The 18,324-nt window shown below is 62.0% G+C and carries 13 protein-coding genes; 3 read left to right on the forward strand and 10 right to left on the reverse strand.

Annotated elements, in window-relative coordinates; translation table 11 throughout:
• Positions 1–298 precede the first annotated feature (298 nt).
• Positions 299–2,854, reverse strand: coding sequence for a TonB-dependent receptor (locus MY55_RS19345; protein ID WP_052877999.1), 2,556 nt, complete (start codon positions 2,852–2,854; stop codon positions 299–301).
• A gap of 740 nt (positions 2,855–3,594) precedes the next feature.
• Here MY55_RS19345 and MY55_RS19350 point away from each other — a divergent pair.
• The 3 genes from MY55_RS19350 (at position 3,595) to MY55_RS19360 (ending at position 7,818) form a co-directional block, all read left to right on the forward strand.
• A complete protein-coding gene (locus MY55_RS19350; RefSeq protein WP_065202896.1) occupies positions 3,595–5,223 on the forward strand; it encodes a S53 family peptidase in 1,629 nt (542 codons plus the stop codon).
• Positions 5,224–5,469: 246 nt separating this feature from the next.
• Positions 5,470–7,089 carry a S53 family peptidase gene (locus tag MY55_RS19355; protein WP_065202897.1) on the forward strand — a complete coding sequence of 540 codons (1,620 nt, stop codon included), beginning with the start codon at positions 5,470–5,472 and terminating at the stop codon, positions 7,087–7,089.
• A 96-nt stretch (positions 7,090–7,185) separates the two neighbouring features.
• Positions 7,186–7,818, forward strand: a complete 633-nt coding sequence (locus MY55_RS19360; RefSeq protein WP_047238326.1) for a HugZ family pyridoxamine 5'-phosphate oxidase — start codon at positions 7,186–7,188, stop codon at positions 7,816–7,818.
• A gap of 79 nt (positions 7,819–7,897) precedes the next feature.
• Here MY55_RS19360 and argS read toward each other — a convergent pair whose 3' ends face one another.
• The 9 genes from argS to MY55_RS19405 all read right to left on the reverse strand — a co-directional run bounded on the left by argS (position 7,898) and on the right by MY55_RS19405 (position 18,321).
• A complete protein-coding gene (gene argS / locus MY55_RS19365; protein WP_047238325.1) occupies positions 7,898–9,616 on the reverse strand; it encodes an arginine--tRNA ligase in 1,719 nt (572 codons plus the stop codon).
• Between the two features lie 159 nt (positions 9,617–9,775).
• Positions 9,776–10,810 carry an MBL fold metallo-hydrolase gene (locus MY55_RS19370; RefSeq protein WP_065202898.1) on the reverse strand — a complete coding sequence of 345 codons (1,035 nt, stop codon included), beginning with the start codon at positions 10,808–10,810 and terminating at the stop codon, positions 9,776–9,778.
• A gap of 104 nt (positions 10,811–10,914) precedes the next feature.
• Positions 10,915–12,384 (reverse strand): DUF3138 family protein, encoded by a 1,470-nt coding sequence (locus tag MY55_RS19375; RefSeq protein WP_043573204.1) that lies wholly within the window; start codon positions 12,382–12,384, stop codon positions 10,915–10,917.
• A gap of 50 nt (positions 12,385–12,434) precedes the next feature.
• Complete coding sequence (locus MY55_RS19380) at positions 12,435–13,274, reverse strand: ABC transporter permease subunit (RefSeq protein WP_065202899.1); 840 nt, start codon at positions 13,272–13,274, stop codon at positions 12,435–12,437.
• The gene (locus MY55_RS19385) at positions 13,271–14,176 is read right to left on the reverse strand and encodes an ABC transporter permease subunit (protein WP_043573210.1); all 906 of its coding nucleotides are present in this window, start codon (positions 14,174–14,176) and stop codon (positions 13,271–13,273) included. The genes MY55_RS19380 and MY55_RS19385 overlap by 4 nt, the downstream gene beginning before the upstream one ends.
• Positions 14,177–14,370: 194 nt before the next feature.
• On the reverse strand, positions 14,371–15,471 hold the full coding sequence (locus MY55_RS19390; RefSeq protein WP_080962429.1) for a polyamine ABC transporter substrate-binding protein: 1,101 nt from the start codon (positions 15,469–15,471) through the stop codon (positions 14,371–14,373).
• 689 nt (positions 15,472–16,160) lie between these two features.
• Entirely contained in the window at positions 16,161–17,507 is a 1,347-nt protein-coding gene (trhP, locus tag MY55_RS19395) for a prephenate-dependent tRNA uridine(34) hydroxylase TrhP (RefSeq protein WP_043573256.1), read from the reverse strand.
• A gap of 22 nt (positions 17,508–17,529) precedes the next feature.
• Complete coding sequence (locus MY55_RS19400) at positions 17,530–17,949, reverse strand: hypothetical protein (RefSeq protein ID WP_043573213.1); 420 nt, start codon at positions 17,947–17,949, stop codon at positions 17,530–17,532.
• 156 nt (positions 17,950–18,105) lie between these two features.
• Positions 18,106–18,321, reverse strand: a complete 216-nt coding sequence (locus MY55_RS19405; protein WP_043573215.1) for a hypothetical protein — start codon at positions 18,319–18,321, stop codon at positions 18,106–18,108.
• Positions 18,322–18,324: the final 3 nt, after the last annotated feature.

Consider the following 18,324-nt stretch of genomic DNA (forward strand, 5'->3'; position numbering starts at 1 on the left):
CCCTGCGCCAAGCCCGTCACCAGCGCGTAGATCAGCAGAGCATGGAACGCGATCACGCCGATCAGGCCGGCGCTGCGCCGGTTTCTCAGATTGGGATTACGTTTGAGGGAGGCACTTACCATATTGGGGTCTACCTGACAGCTATGCTGTCCGCGGCAGCGCATTCGGATTCATATCGAAATGATGCGCGCGGCAGCGACACACAAGGACAATCCAGCCTTGCTGGGTCTATCCGCAACTTCCCCCATGCGGTGGGAGCCAGGCTCCCGCCGCATGGGTTCCAAACAGCTCTTCGCTATCAGAGCTTGTAAGACGCCTTCAGGAAGTAAGCGCGGCCGATCGCGTCGGTAAAGCGCGGATCGTAGCCCTGCGGAGTGGTAGCCTGCTGGTTGCTCCACGGCGGAGTCTTATCAAACAGGTTGCGCACGCCGGCCGTCAGCGACAGCTGCTTGTTCCAAACGTAGGAGCCGGACAGGTTCCAGGTGGCGTAGGAGTTCACGTTGTGCGCCGCGCCCGGAATAATCGTGTTCTGGTCGGTGTAACCAGACTTGTATTCCTGGCTCAGCAACGCGCCCCACGAGCCCTTGCTCCAGTTCAGAGACAGATTGTGCTGCCAGCGGAAGGTCGGAGCGGAATCCACATAGGCGCCCAGGCTGCTCACATACACACCGTTTTCCTCGTGTTGATACGAGTACTTGCTGGTATACGTGCCATCCAGCGAAACGGTGAAGTTGCCGAAGGCATTGTGCGGGAACGAGTAGGACAGCCCCAGGTCTACACCTGCGGCGCTGGTATTGCCGAGGTTCTGGTAGTTGTCGACCACATACAGCAGATTGTTGTTGGCGTCGCGAACAAACAGATTGGCGTATTTAGCCGGGTTGCCAAAGATGGTCTGCTCCGGCAGCGTGCCGATGGTGTGCTGAATCATCGTCCACCAGAAGTCGGCGCTGGCGGTGAAGTTCTTCACCGGCTCCAACACCACGCCAAACGACAGCGACGACGACTTCTCCGCATTCAGGTGCTTGTTGCCCCCTACTTGCAGATTCTGCTGGGTGCTCACGCAAGACTGGCTGCCCGCACCCGGCTGCTTAATGCCGCCAGGGCAATATACCGGATCGGTATAGTTGTCTTCGGTCAGTTGAAGCTGGCTCGGCTGGTTGATGTTATACAGCGACGGCGCGCGGAAGCCGGTGCTCGCGGAAGTGCGGAACAGCACTTGCGGGGTCGGCTGGTATTTCAGCGCGATTTTCGGGTTAACCGAATCGCCGAAATCGCTGTAGTGGTCGTAACGCACGGCCAGGTTGGCATCCAGATTCTTGATCACCGGGATGTCCATCTCGCCGTAAAGCGCTTGCGACGAACGCTTGCCGCTAGCCGAAGTCGTGTTGTTCAGGCCTGTGCTGAGCGCATTGCCAGCCAGACCCAGATTATAGTTGTGCGCCATTTCCTCATGGCGCGCCTCGATGCCCAAGGCCACCGCAGCCATGCCGGCCGGCAGCTGAAATACCTCTTTGCTGACCTTGAAGTCAGCGGTGTCCAGAGTCGACTTGGCGTTTTCGATCTGGCCGGAAACGCCGATGCTCTGCCATGCGGCGGGATTCGGATTGGAAGGATCGAAGCCGTTATTCAGCGCGCTCTGCAGCTGCGAAGTTCCCGGGTAGCCGCTCACCAGATCGTGGGTCACGATGCTCATCGAGTGCCCCAAACCGGCGCGATAATCCCACCCCGCCAACAAGCCTTCCAAATTCACTTGCAGACGTTGGGTCGTGGCGATGCTCTGGTCAACTCGATTGCCCATCGGCACCGTGCGGCCGTACAACGGGAACGGGCCGTCGGCGCTCGGCAGGCCAGGCGCAGTCGGAGACGTCACATCGCCGGACAGTGGGGCCGGAGCGACGCTGCTGATATTCTTGGTTTGGGTAACCATGTACTGCAGCGACAACTCATGGTCGCCCAGCATCGTAGTGCCCTTGACTATGCCGGACTTCTGCTCAACCTCGGGCTGAATGCCGGGGAACAGCGAGAAGACCTCCTTGCAGACGCCGCCTTTCGGAATGGAATACGGCGGCGAGCACTGCGGGTAGCCGGCGCTGACCATTTTCCCAGTGGTCGGGTCCAGGTAGGTGGTCGGGAAGGAGTTCGCGCTCAGCTTGGTGCTGCTGGTCACCAGGGAGGCGAAATCACGCTGGCTGGCAAAAACCGGATCGGTCTTGTGGTAGTCGAACGAACCGTAGATATTGAAGCCGTCTTTGGCCAGGTCGCCGTAGCCATAGGTGACGGAGCCGCTCTTTTCCTTGCCGCCGGGATGCTGCGGGCCGACGAACTCGCCGCCGATGGTCAGGCCGGTAATCGACTTCTTGGTGATGAAGTTGATCACGCCGCCAATGGCGTCGGTGCCATAAATGGCGGAAGCGCCGTCGCGCACCACTTCAACGCGGTCGATGACGGACAGCGGGATGGCGTTCAGGTCAACCGCAGTGCCATCCAGCGGCTGGTTGACGATGCGGCGGCCATCCAGGAGTACCAGGGTGTACTGCTGGCCCAGGCCGCGCAGGCTGGCAAAAGCGGCGCCGCCGGTGGAAGCGCCGACAGCGGCGTTGGCGCCTTGCGAAGACTGGTTCGCGGCCAGGCTGTTCACCACTTGCTCTACCGTCGTCAGGCCTTGCTTGACCAAGTCGTCAGTCTTGACGACGGTCATCGGCACAGCGGTTTCCTTCTTGATCGAGCGCTTGATGTTGGAGCCGGTGATCTCCACACGGTCCAGCGTGCCGTCGTCGGCGTGCGCCAATTGGACATAGCCGACGTTGCCGATCAGCGAAAGCGCCACCACCAGAGTTTTTCTCTTGTAATTCATGATTTCTCCAAATCCCTTTTGTAGATGTGTCGTCCATTCGCCTCGTGGGCACATGGCTCTATGTCTTTTTCATACTGAGGAGATGCGTTTTGAGTGTGAAAGTTTGTAATGACTAACGTCAATAACCATTTACTTTCATGATTGCAACGTAAAAGGAAGTGAATATTTGCTTTTTTTATAGAGACAAACCGTCACAATCCATATTTCAATCATTGCGGGCGCATTCGCTAAATCCGCCGATACATTCGTCACACTCTGTCACATAAACACATAAATACACATCTTTTACCGCACTCGATTCCCCACTGAATTGTTGCATTTATGCATTTCCTTTCAGCTTTCTGTTGTGTTTTTCACAAATAATCCACACCGCACTCGACACCATTTATCAGCTTTACTCATTCAACACATGAGAAATACTGAACCGCTGATTTTATTCAAATTTGAATAAATGCTCTATTTCGTCATTTAACTGAATGCTCAATCTTTCAAAATGGATAATTCTTGTCTATTTCATTAAATACACGCTGTAATTATGAATTTGTGTTAAATCCATTTGGCATTTTCTCTGCGTTTAATCTATTGCGAAATAGTCGTATGAAATTACGACATGCCTCCCGAAACGGAGAGGATGTTTCAAGGCGAAGGGCGCGGACACAATCCGCAATACAAACCCCGCCGATATCAGGGAAAGACATACCGTCGCCCCCTGCACTTAACTGCAAAGAGGAGAAATTTGCATGTTTGTAAAACAGCACGCTATTGCATTGATCATCGCCGGCATGTTCGGCGCCGGCGCCAACGCAGCTGAAGCTTGGGTCAATACCGCCACTCAAGCGCATCCGGTTCTGGCCACCCTTACCGCCGCCAAGGCCACCACCGAAGTCGCCGCCGGCCAATCCGTGCATGTCGCCGTCACCCTTAAGGTCCGCAACAAGGCTCAACTGGACGCTCTGACCAGCAGCCTGCTGGCCGGCACCAGCCACAAAACCCTCAGCCATGCCGAATTCATGGCTCAATACGCGCCGACCCAGGCGCAAGTGGACAAGGTAGTGGCCCACCTGCAAAAGAGCGGCTTCCGCAACATCAAGGTTGCCGCCAACCGCATGCTGGTCAGCGCCGACGGCAGCGCCGCCACCGCCAAGACCGCCTTCAACGCCAGCCTGCGCCACGTCAGCGTGAACGGCCGCAGCGGCTTCGCCAACTCGACGGCCGCTCAGGTTCCGCAATCGCTGGGCAATATCGTCCTGTCGGTTCACGGCCTGCAGAACGTGCATCAGTTCCACACCACCCTGCAGAAGGCCGGCGTGAAGACCCTGGCTGCGGCCAAAACCAACAGCGTCACCGGCCACAACCCGACCGACTTCCCGCTGATCTACAACGCCAGCAGCCTGCCGGCCGCTACCAACACCACCGTCGGCATCATCTCCGAAGGCGACCTGACCCAAACCCTGCAAGACCTGCAGCAGTTTGAAGATTCCGCCGGCTACAGCTATGTGCAGACCAACGTGATCAACGCCGGCGACGCGTCGTCCGACACCGATGGCATCGGCGAGTGGAACCTGGACAGCCAGGACATCCTGGCCGCCGCCGGCGGCGCGCTGCAGCAAATGAACTTCTACGTCGCCACCTCGATGACCAACGCTGATATCACCGCTGCCTACAACTCCGCAGTCAGCGATGGTTCCGCCAAGGTGATCAACGTATCGCTGGGCGAATGCGAAAGCGACGCGCAGAGCGACGGCACCGTCGCCTCCGACGACCAGATCTTCCAGACCGCCGTAGCCCAGGGCCAGACCTTCTCGGTCTCCACCGGCGACTCCGGCTCCGCCGAATGCGGCAGCAGCGCAGGCCAAAGCTACCCGGCCACTTCGCCGTACGTGATCGCGGTAGGCGGCACCACGCTGTCCACCAGCGGCACCAAGTACTCGTCGGAATCGGTATGGAACGGCGGCGGCGGCGGCCCCAGCGTTGTGGAAGCCGCCCCGGCTTGGCAAACCAAAGCTGGCGTACTGACCACCTCGAAGACCAAGCGCGGCGTGCCGGACGTATCGTTTGACGCCGACCCGAACAGCGGCGCGCTGGTCATCGTGCAAGGCAGCAGCCAGCAAATCGGCGGCACCAGCCTGGCCGCTCCGTTGTTCACCGGCTTCTGGGCCCGCATCCAGTCCGCCAACGGCAACAACCTGGTATCGCCGAACACCGCCTTCTATCAGTACTTCAAGGCCAACACCGGTCTGTATCACGACGTGACTTCCGGCAACAACGGCGGCTACAAGGCCGCCAAGGGCTGGGACTACGCCACCGGTTGGGGCAGCCTGAACGTCTCCGCGCTGAACACCTTCATCGGCAGCCATTCCGGCTTCTGATCGAAGCGTGCCGCTTGCAGTCATCCGCCCCGGGCTTGCCCGGGGTTTTTCTTTGCGCCCTGCCCCACGCCAATCCGTCTCAAAACAGCCTGCGCATGGCACCACGCCGTCATTTTCACATTTCAATTACAGATAAAACGGGTAATTTGAGAGTAATTGCTTTAAAAAGCGGAGAGCCCTCGCTATCTAGTAAAAACCCGTACTAATCTTGGAACTGTCCGACGGGTTTCTATCAGGAGAGCTGGGATGTCGTTGAAAAATCAAACCCTTGCCATGCTGCTGGGCAGCGCGATCAGCCTGGCAGCCCATGCCGCCGGCGGCTGGGCCGCCACCGGCACCCAAGCCCACCCGGTACGGCAGTTGATCCCCAGCGCGACAGATAATGGAGAGATCGCCAGCGGCGAGCTGGTCCAAATCGCGGTGAGTCTGGCGCTACGCAACCAAGCCGGACTCGACGCGCTGACCGCCGGCATCCTGGCCGGCCAGGGGCAGCCGATCAGCGACGCCCAGTTCATGGCCCAATACGCCCCCACCGCCGCCCAGGTGCAGCAGGTGGTCAGCCATTTGCAGCAAAACGGCTTTCGCAACATCAGCGTCGATCCCAATAATCTGCTGATCCACGCCGACGGCAGCGCCGCCACCGTCTACAGCGCTTTCCAAACCAGGCTGCACCGCTACAACGTCAACGGCCGCCAGGCTGTCGCCAACGTGGCGACTGCTCAGGTGCCGGCCAGCCTGGCCGGCATCGTGCTGGCGGTGCACGGCCTGCAGAATGTCCACCAGTTCCACGCGGCCTTCCGCGCGCAGGCCGTCGCCAAATCCAGCGCCGGCGTGATGGCCCACAAGCCCGCCGATTTCGCATCGATCTATAACGCCGCCAGCCTGCCGGCAGCCAAAAGCGGCGTGGCCGGCATCATCGCCGAAGGCAATCTGAACCAGACGGTGGCCGACCTGAACAGCTACGCCAGGAGCGCCGGCTTCGCCGCGCCCAGCGTCGCCATCGTCAACGCCGGCGCGCCCAGCGGCGACACCTCCGGCATCGTGGAGTGGAATCTGGACAGCCAAACCATCCTGGCCGCCAGCGGCGGAGCCTTGAAACAGCTGCAATTTTACGCAGCGCCGTCGATGAGCAATGCCGACATCGCAGCGGCGATCAACAAGGCGGTGAGCGCCAACAGCGCCAAAGTGGTGAATGTCTCGCTCGGCGAATGCGAACTGGGCGCGCAAGCTTCCGGCATGACCGCCAGTGTCGACCAGATGCTGCAGGCTGCAGTCGCCCATGGCCAGACCTTCTCGGTATCGAGCGGCGATGCCGGCTCCTACGAATGCGGCGGCGGCACTGCCTATCAGAGCTACCCCGCGGTATCGCCCTATGTGGTCGCGGTCGGCGGCACCACGCTCGCCACCAACGGCAGCGCCGCCTACGGCAGCGAGCAAGCCTGGAGCGGCGGCGGCGGCGGACCCAGCTATACCGAAGCCGCACCGGCATGGCAAACCGCCGCCGGCGTGCTGAGCGTCAGCAAAACCCGCCGCGGCGTGCCCGACATCGCCTTCGATGCCGACCCCAACAGCGGCGAGCTGGTGCTGGTGGCCGGCGCCGCCTACCAAGTGGGCGGCACCAGCCTGGCGGCGCCGCTGTTCACCGGCTTCTGGAACCGCATCCAATCGGCAAACGGCAACAAACTAAGCTCGCCTGCCACCGCCATCTACAAATACTTCAAGGCCAATCCCGCGCTGTACCATGATGTGAGCGGCGGCGGCAACGGCGCTTTCAAGGCTGCCGCTGGCTGGGATTACGCCACCGGCTGGGGCAGCCTCAACGTCGCCAATCTCAACAGCTTCATCGGCAAGACCGCCGGCTTCTGAGCCCGCCCTGCCCGACGCGCCCCGCCGACGCGGGGCGTTTTGCTTTGGCCGCGCGCCGGCCTAGAATGTCGGCATCTTTCCCTGCCCGCCAACGCCATGAAACCCGACCTCGCCATCCGCCTGCTGCATCAATGCCGCCACGCCACGCTTGCCACCCAGTCGCGGCAATATCCCGGCTACCCCTATGCCAGCGCCATCCAGTTTTTCTGCGACGAGCGCCAGCGGCCGGTATTCGTGGTCAGCGCGCTGGCCGAACACAGCAAGAACCTGCTGGCCGACCCGCGCATCAGCCTGTCCTTGCTGTCTCCGGACGATGACGCCGCCCAATCTGCCGCTCGGCTGACCATGCTGGGCGACGCAGAGCGCTTCGATGCGTCCGACGCCTTGTGCGCGCGGCTGCTGCGCTACCAGCCGGAAGCCGAGGAATGGCTGGCGCTGGATTTCATGTTTTTCCGCCTGCGGCCCATGCGGACGCGGCTGATCGCCGGCCTGGGCAGCATGGGCTGGGTGGATGGACGCGCCTGGAACGAACTGCCCGCCTTGAGCCTGGAGGAAGAGCGGCTGCTATTGGAAGAAGCGCAGGCCGCGTTGCCGGAATCGATCCGCGCATTGGGTTGCGATTGCTTCGGCGCGGACTTGCTCTGGCGTGGCAGCTATCGCCGGGTGGATTGGGACGAAGCGCTGCCGGAGCCGGCCCGCATCCGCGAGCGGCTGGCGCAGCTGGGCTGAGCCGGCGTGTCCGGACCGCCAAAGAAAAACCCCGCCGGTCTGGCGGGGTTTGGCTTGCTTAAGCGCATGCGGATGCCGCTTACATCGCCTCCAGCACCTTGATGCCCAGCAGGTCCAGGCCGGTCTTCAGCGTGCGGGCGGTCAGCGCGGCCAACTGCAGGCGGCTGGCGCGCACTTCGCCTTCGCTTTTCAGGATCGGGCAGGCCTCGTAGAAGCGCGAGAACAGCGTGGCGATCTGGTACAGGTATTGCGACAGATAGTGCGGGTAGCAACCTTCCACCACCGCGTTCAGCGTGTCTTCGAACTGCGCCAGCGCGGCGGCAAGCTGTTTCTCGGCTGGCTCGGCGATGACGATCTTCGCGCCCGCGTCATAGTCCTCGGCCTTGCGGAACACGCTCTGCACGCGGGTGTACGCGTACTGCAGATACGGCGCGGTATTGCCCTCGAAGGCCAGCATGGTGTCCCAGTTGAAGATGTAGTCGCTCATGCGGTTCTTCGACAGGTCGGCGTACTTCACCGCGCCGATGCCCACCGCGTTGGCGATTTCGCGTTTCTGCTCTTCGGACAGGTCCGGATTCTTTTCCGCCACTAGCGCGTAGGCGCGTTCCTGCGCCTCCTGCAGCAGCTCGATCAGCTTGACGGTACCGCCGGAGCGGGTCTTGAACGGCTTGCCGTCATCGCCCATCATCACGCCGAAGCCGACGTGCTCCAGCTTCATCGCTTCCGGCGCGAAACCGGCCTTGCGGCAGATGGTGAACATCTGGGCGAAGTGCTGGCTCTGGCGCGCGTCCACCACGTAGATCACGCGGTCCAGCTTCAGCTCGCGATGGCGGTAGCGCACCGCGCCGATGTCGGTGGTAGTGTAGATGAAGCCGCCGTCCTTCTTCTGCACGATCACGCCCATCGGCTTGTCTTCCTGGGTGCGGAACTCCTCCAGGAACACCACCTGCGCGCCATCGCTCTCGGTCAAGAGGCCGGCCGCGCGCAGTTCCTGCACGATCACCGGCAGGTCGTCGTTGTACGACGATTCGCCGCGCACATGCTCGCGCTTCAGGCCGACGTTCAGCGTTTGGTACACTTCTTCGCAGTGCTTCAGCGACACGTCGACGAACTGGCGCCACAGCTTCAGCACCTCCTGGTCGCCGCCTTGCAGCTTCACCACGTAGTCGCGCGCGGTATTGGCGAAGTCCTCGCTCTCGTCGAAACGGACCTTGGCGTTGCGGTAGAAGGTTTCCAGATCGGACAGCTGCAGGTCGGCGTCGCCGGCGTGGCTGGTTTCCACCAGATAGGCCACCAGCATGCCGAACTGGGTGCCCCAGTCGCCGACGTGGTTGGCGCGGACCACGTCATGGCCGACGTATTCCATCACGCGCGCCAGCGCGTCGCCGATGATCGACGAGCGCAGGTGGCCGACGTGCATTTCCTTGGCCAGGTTAGGCGACGAGTACTCCACCATCACGCGCTGCGGCTTCACCGGCGCGAGACCCAGCTTGTCGTCTTTCAGGGCGGCTTCGCTTCGTCGGGCCAGATATTCAGGGGCTAGATGAATATTGATGAAACCCGGTCCGGCGATTTCCACCTTGTCGGCGATGCCGGCAAGATCCAGCGCGGCGACGACCTTTTCGGCCAGCGCGCGCGGGTTGGTTTTCAGCGCCTTGGCGGCGCCCATCACGCCGTTGGCCTGATAGTCGCCGAATTCCGGCTTGGACGCCGGCTGAATCACGGCAGGCGCGTCAGGCGCGCCCGCTGCCGCCAGCGCCGCCTGTACCCGCTCGTTGATCAGTTGATGAATTGTCATTGGTAGCCCCACGAAATGCCGCGAAAACGAAAACGCGTCTTCGCTTCTGAAAATAAACTTGTGTTTGATTGTATGCGCCTAAGCCTGCACCGGCAATGCTTGATGCCGCCCGTGCCCAGGAAAATGCCCATTGCTTGATCCAGCGCGCCCCGCAGCTGATCAATCGGGGGGCAGCCAGAAAGTCTCGCCCATCGCGGGAACCGAGAAATCGGCGGCATCGATGCCATGCTTGTCCCGTTCCGCGGCCAAATCCAGCGGCGGCTGGTGCAGCGCCTCGTCGGTCAGCACGAAAGTGCCCCAGTGCACGGCCAGCGCGCGGCGCGGCCGCATGATGCGGAAGATCTCCACCGCTTCGGCCGGGTCGATATGCTGCGCTTGCAGAAACCAGCGCGGCTGATAAGCGCCTATAGGCAGCAATGCCAGGTCCAGCGAGCCGATGCGCTCGGCAATCAGCGCGAAGAGCTCGGGATGATAACCGGTATCGCCCGGGTACCAAAGCTGCAGGCCGTCGCCGCGCACGGCGAAACCGCCCCACAGCGCGCGGTTGCGGTCGCCGAAGATCATGCGTTTGCTCCAATGCTGCGCAGGCGTCAGCACCACCTCCACCCCGCCCAATTTGAAACTCTCCCACCAGTCCAGCTGATGGATGTGCGCGGCGGGCACCCCGGCGCGCAGCAAGGTGGGCGCCACGCCCAGCGGCACGACGAACTGCGGCGCGCCGCCGGCCTGCCGCGCCAGGCGGCGGATGGTGGTGAAGTCCAGATGGTCGTAATGGTTATGGGTGACCATCACCAGATCTATTCTGGGCAGCGACTCCAGCGCCAGCGCCGGCGGCAGCAGACGTCTGGGGCCGGCCCACCTCAACGGCGACGCCCGCTCCGACCACACCGGGTCCAGCAGCAGGTTCAGCCCGGCCAATTGGATGAAGCCGCTGGCGTGGCCGATCCAGGTGTACGAGGGCTGGCTGGCGTTGGCCGCCAGCGCCGCGGCGTCGGGCGTTTGCCGGCGGATGTCCTGCAGCCGGTGCGCCACCGCCGGCATCCGCCAGCGTTGCCAGTTCCAGCGCAACAGATCGGCAAAGCGCGGCTGCTTGAACGGATACAGGTTTTGATAGCCGGCCGCGCCGTGGTGGGAACGGGCGGAGTCGGCCCGGTAGCGCGGCAATGGCCAATGCGGCAGAAAATTACGAAACATGCGCAAGCTCGAACAGTAAATGATGGCCGCATTTTGCCGCAGAGCGATGGCGGCTCCAAATAAAAAGCGGCGGGTCGCCCCGCCGCCGCACGCCGCGCCAGGCATCAGAAGCTATAGACCGCTTGCGCGCCCAAGAGATCGTTGTTCTTGCGGAAGCTGCCGTCGTTGCGCAGAAACACGCTTTCGCTGGCCCAGTCGTGCCGGTATTCCAGTTTGAGCGTCAGCTGGTCGGTGGGGAAGAACAGCAGATCGGCGGTGAGCGCCTGGCGGTTGGCCCCCTTGCAGTTGGCCGCGCCGCTGGCCACGCAGGCTGGCGACACGCCGAACGCGTTGGTTCCGTCATACCCGCTGCTGCCCAGCGCGATGCCGCCGCCGCCGCCGCCGTTCTTGCTGTCATTCAGATAGTCGTAGCGCAGCGTCGCCCCCATCTTGCCCACCGTGTCCGTCATCCACTTGCGGTGGCCCAGCAGCGACACGCCGTACCACTGCGCGTTGCCGCCGTTCCAGGCGGCGTTCTGCTGCTGGCCGTAGTCCAATTCGGCGTTGTACTGGACGTCGCCCAGCGTGTAGCTGGCGTCGGCTTCGGTGAAGAAGTAATTCGAGTAGGGGCTGTTCGCCGTGCACTGGTAACCGTAGCTGCCTTGGCAATTCGAGCCTGTCAGCAGCGTCTGGCGGCCAGCGTTGAACGATCCTCCCAGATCCAGCGCGCTGCTCCAGGTGTAGTCGACGCGCGCGGTCATCGTCGGCGTGTTGTTGCTCTTGACCTGCGGCGCGCCGGTGACGCTGCTGTTGCCGGCATTGGCCAGGTTGGCGTGGGTGCGGTATTGCTCGTTGGCCAGCAGGAACTTCCACGCCCACACGTCGTGGCTCCAGGCGAAGCCGGCGCCGACATAGCTGCCGGGGTCGCTGAAGTCGTACAGCAGGCCATGGGTCAGCGTCACCATCTGGTTGGACTGCTGCACCTCGTAACCGCCGAAGCTGTTCATCAAGCCGGCATTGACCGACCAGGTGTCCGACAACGGAACATTGATCACCGCGGTGTTGATGATGTTGTTGCCGCTGCCGCCATCCAACAGGGTGTTGCCGCTGCCGCGGTTGGGCATGATGCTGATTTCGGCGCTGGGCGCGGTGGGGCCGACGCCGAACGTCTTCTTGATGTCCAGGTACACGTCGCCGAAGGTGCTGTTGCTGTAGGCGTAGGTGTTCTGGTGGTTGAGGAACTGGAAGCCCGCGCTGTTGTTGCCGCGGTTATAGATATAGGTGGGGTCCAGGTAACCGGTGACGCTGAGACCGGCGATCGGCCCCTCGTTGGCGGCGGTGTTGAGCCGGTCGACTTTCAATTCCATGCCGGCCACCCTCTCCTTCAGATCGGCATTGGCGTCATCCGCGGCGGCCGATGCCGCAGGGGCCGGTTTCTCGGCCGTGGCCGCTTCCACCGCCTTTTGCAATTCCGCCATCTGCGCCTGCAGTTTCTGCATCTGCGCCTTGAGCCTGGCGATTTCGTCCGCTTTCGCATCCGCCAACGCCACGCCGGGCAGCGCCGCGATCAATGCACTGATCAGTACCCTCTTCATCGTCATTTCTCCTTGTGTGAACCTGCCGACAGCACTGCGCACCACCCGTCTCAGCCATTGGCGAAAGCCAGCCGCATCTCCTTTTCCCGCTTGCGCGTCATCACGCTCATATAGATGTTGGCCGCCACCACGCCCACCGACACCAACACGATGAACAAGGTGGCCAACGCGTTCATTTCCGGATTCAGGCCCAGCCGCACCCGCGAGAAGATCACCATCGGCAGCGTGGTGGAGCCGGGCCCGGACAGGAAGGCGGTCAGCACCAGGTCGTCCAGCGACAGCGTGAACGACAGCAGCCAGCCCGACACCAGCGCCTGCGAGATCAGGGGCAGCGTGATGACGAAGAACACCTTCAGCGGCCGCGCGCCCAGGTCCATCGCCGCCTCCTCCAGCGACAGGTTCAACTCCCGCACCCGCGACTGCACTACGATGGCGACGTAGGACACGCACAGCATCACGTGGCCGATCCAGATGGTGAACACTCCCCTGCCCTCCGGCCAGCCGAAGCTTTGCTCCATCGCCACAAACAGCAGCAGCAGCGAAATGCCCTGGATCACCTCGGGAATCACCAAGGGCGCGTTGACCATGCCGGTGAACAGGGTGAAAAAGCGAAAGCGGCCGAAACGGCCCAAAACGAAACCCGCCCAGGTGCCGATCACCACCGAGGCGGTGGCCGTCATCAGCGCGATCTTCAGGCTGAGCCAGGCGGCGGTGATCAGTTCGTCATCGTCCAGCAAGGCGGCGTACCACTTCAGCGAAAAGCCGGACCACAGCGTCACCAGCTTGGATTCGTTGAACGAATAGATCACCAGCAAGGCGATGGGCAGGTAGAGAAAACCGTAACCCAGCCCCAGCACCAGGAAAGACAGCGGCTTGCTCGGCTTGATCATCTTGCTTCCTCCATGGTCTTCACCTGGTAATGCTGAAACAGCGCCATCGGCACCAACAGCAGCAGCACCATGCAGCAAGTGACGGTGGCGGCCATCGGCCAGTCCATATTGTTGAAGAACTCGTCCCACATCACCCGGCCTATCATCAGCGTGTCCGATCCGCCCAGCAGCTCCGGAATCACGTATTCGCCCACCGCCGGGATGAAGACCAGCAGGCTGCCGGCGATGATGCCGTTTTTGGACAAGGGCAAAGTCACCTGCCAGAACGCGCGCCACGGCTTGGCGCCCAGATCGTAGGCGGCCTCCAGCAGTGTCAGGTCCATTTTCACCAAGTGGGCGTACAGCGGCATGATCATGAACGGCAGATAGGAGAACACCATGCCGATGTAAACGCCCCAATTGGTGTGGTACAGGTGCAGCGGGCTGTCTATCGCCCCCAGCCACAATAGGAACTGATTGAGAAAGCCGTCGTTCTTCAGAATGCCAATCCAGGCGTAGACGCGGATCAGGTAAGAGGTCCAGAACGGCAGCATCACCATCATCATCAGCGTGTTGCGCGTCGCGCCTTCGGCCCGGGCGATGTAATAGGCCATCGGATAGCCGATCAGCAAACACAGCACCGTGGAGAAGAAAGCCATCTTCACCGAGCTGACATAGGTGGCGAAATACAGGTCGTCGGTGAACATGAAGCGGTAATGGCTCAGATTGAGCGCGATCGTGTACACGTCGTTTTCCAGCTTGACCAGCGGCGTGTACGGCGGAATGCCCAGCTGCTGCTGGGAGAAGCTAATGCCCACCACCAAGAGGAAGGGCAGCAGGAAGAACACGAACAGGAACAGGAAAGGCACCGAAATCACGGCCCCCCTGCCCGACGGCAACCATTTCGAATCGGGTAGTTTCATGGCGGCACCACGACGCCTGAGGCGTCCGAACATTGGGTCCCCATCGGCGAAGCGGCTTCGCCGACACCATCAGACCGCCCGGCCCGGGCGGACAATGTCCCACGGCTGTCCGGCCGTCCCGGCGGCGCCGGGCGGCGGACTATAGTTGTGCGATACAGACAAGACCGGACGGCGTCATCCGGCCGGGAGCCGGCTTAGCGGCCGGTCTTCAGCTGCGTCCACAGGCGGTTTTGCAGGCGCATGATGTCCGGCGGCAGCGGCTTGAGCAGGAACAGCGCCTTCATCACCGACTCCGGCGGATAGATGGTGGGATCGTTGGCGATCTCGGGCTTGACGAACTTGCGCGCCGCGGCGTTCACCGTCGGGTAGAACACCTCGTCGGTGATGGCGGCGTTCACCTGCGGCGTTTCGATGTAGTTGATCCATTCCAGCGCCGCCTCCGGGTGCGGCGCGTCCTTCGGAATCACCATCACGTCGAACCAGATCGGCGCGCCGGATTTGGGGATCACGTAGGCCAGCTGATAGCTGCGCTTGGCCTCGGCGGCGCGGTGCTTGGCGATGTTGACGTCGCCGGACCAGCCCAGCGCCAGACAGATGTCGCCGTTGGCCAGGTCGTTGATGTAGCCGGAGGAATTGAACTGGGTGATGTAGGGGCGGATTTTCTTCAGCGCCTCGAACGCGGCCTGGTAGTCGGCCGGGTTCTTGCTGTTGGGATCCTTGCCCAGATGGTGCAGCGTGACGGCGAAAACGTCGTTGGCCTGGTCCAGCACCGACACGCCGCAGCCCTTCAGCTTGGACAGGTATTTGGGATCGAACAGGATGTCCCAGCTGTCCAGCGGCGCGCCGGCGCCGAGGACGGCCTTCACCTTGGTCAGGTTGTAACCCAGGCCATCGGTGCCGTAGGCCCAGGGCACGCCGTGGGCGTTGCCCGGATCGGCGTCGACGATCTTGGCCATCAGCGCCTTGTCCAGGTTGGCGAGGTTGGGAATCTTGGACTTGTCCAGCTTCTGGTAGATGCCGGCCTCGATCTGCTTGGCCATGAAGTTGGAGGTGGGCACAACGATGTCGTAGCCGGCGCGGCCGGTCAGCATCTTGGCCTGCAGCGTGTCGTCGCTGTCGTAGACATCGTATTTCACCTTGATCCCGGTCTGCTTTTCAAAGCCGGGGATGGTGGACTTGGCGATGTAATCGGACCAGTTGTAGACATTCAGCACCTTGTCCTCCGCCAGCGCGCCGGCGGCTGGCAACAACAGCAGCAGCGAATACAGAACCTTGCGAATCAGTTTCTTCTTCATGACAGGCTTCCTAGGTAAGCACGACCATAGACGCTTCCCCCGAACCCAGGGGAAGCAAAGAACCGCATTGTTTCCTACCGCCCGCGCCGCGCCGGCGCTACTGCCAACATACACCCTGGGCAGGAGCGCGCCATCGCCGGCGCGTTACGGCATGTAAACCGGATCGCATCCGGCATGCGCGCGATCGGGCAGGAATTCAGGAAGAGTCGGAAGGGCTGGGCCGGCGGCGGGAGGCGCGGGCGGCAAAGGAGGCGGACGGGCTGAGGCGGCGCGATGCCGGACAGGCGGGCCACAGGTGGGCTGCTTGCATCATGGGTTCCTCTCTCTATCTCCAGGCACGGCATTGGTGTTTAATAAAATCCACACCACTTTTCTTTATGTCACTACTTTTTAATCACAATTACTTATGCTTGCAATAGCGACAGCGTCGGCATGGGTAAAAAATTCGACACGACAGCCGATGTCCGCGCGTGCCGTCTAGGATCATCAACACCTCAGCCGCGCCAGCCCGCCAAGGCGCCGCGCTGGCCGGGCGGCCAGTCAAGACATTGTCATCTCCAGAAAAACGCTCCGCCACCCCGCCGCCGGCCGCTGGCGCCGTCCAGTGGAAATCCCGCAACACCCGCGGCGACGCGCCAAACAAAAAGGCCGCCTCGCGGCGGCCTTTTCCGTACAGCGACGCTCGCCGCTCACATCAGGCGGGTAATCAGCGCCTTGCTGTCATAGCCCTGCAGGCCGGGGATGCGCACCTGCATGCCGTTGCCGGCGGCAAGCTGCACCGACTCGCCGTTGCGGGTCATTTCCGCCAGTTCGATGATGCGGTTGCCGGACGGGTGGATCACCTCCAGCCTGTCACCGACGCCGAAGCGGTTCTTCACCTCGATCAGCGCCCAGCCGTCGGCGTCCACTTCGATCACATCGCCGACATACTGGCTTTGCTTGGCCTTGGAGTGGCCGGTCAGGTAGTTCTGGTATTCCTGGGTCTGATGGCGCTCCAGGAAACCCGGGGTGTAGCCGCGGTTGGCCAGGCCATCCAGGTCGGACAGCAGCTTGAGGTCGAACGGGCGGCCGGCCACCGCGTCGTCGATCGCCTGACGGTACACCTGGGCGGCGCGCGCCACGTAGTACAGGCTCTTGGTGCGGCCTTCGATCTTCAGCGAATCCACGCCTATCTTCACCAGCTTCTCCACCTGCTCGACAGCGCGCAGGTCCTTGGAGTTCATGATGTAGGTGCCGTGCTCGTCCTCGATGATGGGCATCAGTTCGCCCGGACGGCTGCCTTCTTCGATCAGATAGGTCTTGTCGGCCAAAGGATGGCGCTGCTGGCTGCCGCAGGAAGAGAAGCTCTGATTGGCCTCTTCCATCGCCTTGTTGAAGTCGAACTGGATCACCTGCACATCGCCGGCGTCGTCGCCCTGGGTGTCGTGCATCTTGTAGTCCCAGCGGCAGGCGTTGGTACAGGTGCCCTGGTTGGGATCGCGGTGGTTGAAGTAGCCGGACAGCAGGCAGCGGCCGGAATAGGCGATGCACAAGGCGCCGTGGACGAACACTTCCAGTTCCATGTCCGGGCATTCCTGGCGGATCTCGGCGATCTCGTCTAGGCTCAGCTCGCGCGACAGGATGATGCGCGACACGCCCAGCTTCTGCCAGAACTTCACGCCCATGTAGTTGACGGTATTGGCCTGCACCGACAGATGGACCGGCACTTCCGGCCATTTTTCGCGCACCATCATGATCAGGCCCGGATCAGCCATGATCAGCGCGTCCGGCTTCATCTCGATCACCGGCGCCATGTCGGCCATATAGGTCTTGATCTTGCTGTTGTGCGGCAGGATGTTGCTGGCGACGAAAAACTGCTTACCGCGGGCATGGGCCTCGTCGATGCCGATTTTCAGTTCTTCCAGCTTGAAGTCGTTGTTGCGGGCGCGCAGGCTGTAGCGCGGCTGGCCGGCATAGACGGCATCGGCGCCGTAGTCGTAGGCGGCGCGCATTTTATCCAGCGTGCCGGCGGGCAGCAGCAGTTCGGGAGCTTTGATCATTGCGGTGGGGCTTGTCGGTTTAGTTGAGCAGACAGGACACGGGCAAAGGCTGCTTGTCGGGCTTGACGAAGGCCTTGCGCGCGGAGTCGGCCATCAGGCGCTCGGCGGAATAATATTGTTCGAGTACCGCGCGGGCGTCTTGCGCCAGATCGCTGCAGCAATCGAGAAAGGCCGGCCAGTCGCCGCCCAGCGCCGGGCTGGACTCGATGCGGCTGTAGGCGATCGCCAGCAGCGCCATCGTCAGCGTGTGGTTGTACTTGGTCGCCGCGCCGTTCGCCATGGCGAAGCGCGACAAGGCGTGGGCGCAACGGGCCGCCGCCTCGGGCGCCGGGTACTCCCGGCGATACCCCCAGGCTGCGTACAGGTGGGCTTGGTGATTGAAATCCGATGCAGGCAGCGAATGGCTTTCCAGCTGGCGCAGGAATACCTGGTGCTCCATGGTGCAGACACTCCGAAAGTGCAAAAAACGACAGGCCCACCCGACAGGGGAGCCTGTTTCTTTAATATCCGGCGCGATTATGCGCGGCGATGCGGACAGCGTCAAGCATGTCCGCCGCGCATGCGAAACTTTAAGCCGCTGTTTTTAAAAGCCGTTTTATTTTCGTGGTTTTTGCAATAAAGCCAACAGCGCGCTCAGCTGCCCCGCCAGCGCCAGCAACAGCAGCACCGGGCACGCGATCGTCAGCCAGATCGAGCCGGCCTCTCCGCCGCGCCACGCGGCCGACAAGGCGGTGAACAGCAAAGTAGACAGTATCAACACGGCCAAAGCCAGCTTGCGGTTGCGCTGCATGCGCTTGATCAGATTCATCATGTC

Source organism: Chromobacterium subtsugae, assembly GCF_001676875.1.
GTDB classification, from domain to species: Bacteria; Pseudomonadota; Gammaproteobacteria; order Burkholderiales; family Chromobacteriaceae; genus Chromobacterium; species Chromobacterium subtsugae.

Bases quoted from the DNA above. Each gene is read 5' to 3' on its own strand.
- MY55_RS19385 (WP_043573210.1), bottom strand. From the start codon at position 14,176: ATGAAACTACCCGATTCGAAATGGTTGCCGTCGGGCAGGGGGGCCGTG.
- MY55_RS19355 (WP_065202897.1), top strand. From the start codon at position 5,470: ATGTCGTTGAAAAATCAAACCCTTGCCATGCTGCTGGGCAGCGCGATC.
- MY55_RS19360 (WP_047238326.1), top strand. From the start codon at position 7,186: ATGAAACCCGACCTCGCCATCCGCCTGCTGCATCAATGCCGCCACGCC.
- MY55_RS19350 (WP_065202896.1), top strand. From the start codon at position 3,595: ATGTTTGTAAAACAGCACGCTATTGCATTGATCATCGCCGGCATGTTC.
- MY55_RS19380 (WP_065202899.1), bottom strand. From the start codon at position 13,274: ATGATCAAGCCGAGCAAGCCGCTGTCTTTCCTGGTGCTGGGGCTGGGT.
- MY55_RS19345 (WP_052877999.1), bottom strand. From the start codon at position 2,854: ATGAATTACAAGAGAAAAACTCTGGTGGTGGCGCTTTCGCTGATCGGC.
- MY55_RS19375 (WP_043573204.1), bottom strand. From the start codon at position 12,384: ATGAAGAGGGTACTGATCAGTGCATTGATCGCGGCGCTGCCCGGCGTG.
- argS (WP_047238325.1), bottom strand. From the start codon at position 9,616: ATGACAATTCATCAACTGATCAACGAGCGGGTACAGGCGGCGCTGGCG.
- MY55_RS19405 (WP_043573215.1), bottom strand. From the start codon at position 18,321: ATGATGAATCTGATCAAGCGCATGCAGCGCAACCGCAAGCTGGCTTTG.
- MY55_RS19390 (WP_080962429.1), bottom strand. From the start codon at position 15,471: ATGAAGAAGAAACTGATTCGCAAGGTTCTGTATTCGCTGCTGCTGTTG.
- MY55_RS19400 (WP_043573213.1), bottom strand. From the start codon at position 17,949: ATGGAGCACCAGGTATTCCTGCGCCAGCTGGAAAGCCATTCGCTGCCT.
- MY55_RS19370 (WP_065202898.1), bottom strand. From the start codon at position 10,810: ATGTTTCGTAATTTTCTGCCGCATTGGCCATTGCCGCGCTACCGGGCC.